Source organism: Mycobacterium sp. E1715 (assembly GCF_001667625.1).
Taxonomy (GTDB): Bacteria; Actinomycetota; Actinomycetes; order Mycobacteriales; family Mycobacteriaceae; genus Mycobacterium.
On sequence record NZ_LZJJ01000518.1, the window covers coordinates 1 to 1,056 of the forward strand.

The following is a 1,056-nucleotide window of genomic DNA, read 5'->3' on the forward strand; positions in this document are numbered from 1 at the left end:
CGTCGACGCCGCCTCAGACTGCGTCTGAAAACCGAGGAGACACATGACAAGTGCCCTGCGCCCCGAGGATTTCTACCACACCGGCGTCATCGTCCCCGACCTCGACGCCGCCATGGCCCGGCTCAGCGCGCTGGCCGGCTACCGCTGGATCGCCCCGATGACCTACACCCTGCCGTTCCGCACGCCGACCGGCGTCCGCGAGTTGACGTCCACAATCGTTTACTCACTGCAGAGCCCACACCTGGAATTGGTGCAAGAGGTGCCCGGGACCCCATGGATGGCCGCGCCGGGCAACGCGGTTCACCACCTCGGCTATTTCAGTGACGACCTCGCCGCGAGCGCCCAAGCGCTCGAGGCCAACGGCTTCGCCCTCGAGATGACGGCGGACGTGCCCGGATCCGAACTCGGGCTATTCGCTTACTACACAGACTCTTCGGGGGCGCGCATCGAGATCGTCGATCGGGCGCTGTTCCCGGACTTCCCCGCCTTCCTGCAGTCGATGGCCGCCCCACAGGAGGCGTGACGTGTTGCTAACGGTGCTGCGCTTCAACTTCGCCTCCCCGCACGGCGAACCCCGCACGCAGAGCAGGCTGTTGTCGGCCGCCCTCGAATTGGCGCAGTGGGGCGAGGCGCACGGCATCACCTCGATCAGCGTCGACGAGCATCACGCGACCGGACACGGCTGGAGCTGCAACCCCATCATGGCGGCCGCGATGTTCTTGGCCCGGACCTCGACGCTGATCGCCAGCGTGGATTGCGCGCTGGGCCCGCTGTGGAATCCGGTCCGGCTCGCTGAGGACATCGCGCTGGTCGACAACATGAGCCGCGGCCGCCTACACACCACGGTGGGCCTCGGCTATCGTACGGTCGAATATGACGTCATGAGGACCGATTTCGCGCGCCGAGGCGCGCTGATGGACAGCCTGCTCGAACGGATGCTGTCGGTGTGGTCGGGCCCCGATGCCGACGCGGGAATCTGCACCGGCACCTGGACCCGACCGCATCCACCGCTGTATGTCGGTGGCGGCGCGCGCGCCACGGCGCGACGGGCGGCCC

2 protein-coding genes are annotated in these 1,056 nt (G+C 67.7%); both read left to right on the top strand.

Annotated elements, in window-relative coordinates:
- Nucleotides 1-43 precede the first annotated feature (43 nt).
- Nucleotides 44-523, top strand: coding sequence for a VOC family protein (locus A9X03_RS25445; protein ID WP_067748814.1), 480 nt, complete (start codon nucleotides 44-46; stop codon nucleotides 521-523).
- Between the two features lies 1 nt (nucleotide 524).
- Nucleotides 525-1,056 (top strand): LLM class flavin-dependent oxidoreductase (locus A9X03_RS25450; RefSeq protein ID WP_156746675.1); only part of this gene is annotated, 532 nt, incomplete at its 3' end.

Excerpts from the sequence above, each read along its gene's own strand:
- A9X03_RS25445 (WP_067748814.1), top strand. The coding sequence starts at position 44 with ATGACAAGTGCCCTGCGCCCCGAGGATTTCTACCACACCGGCGTCATC.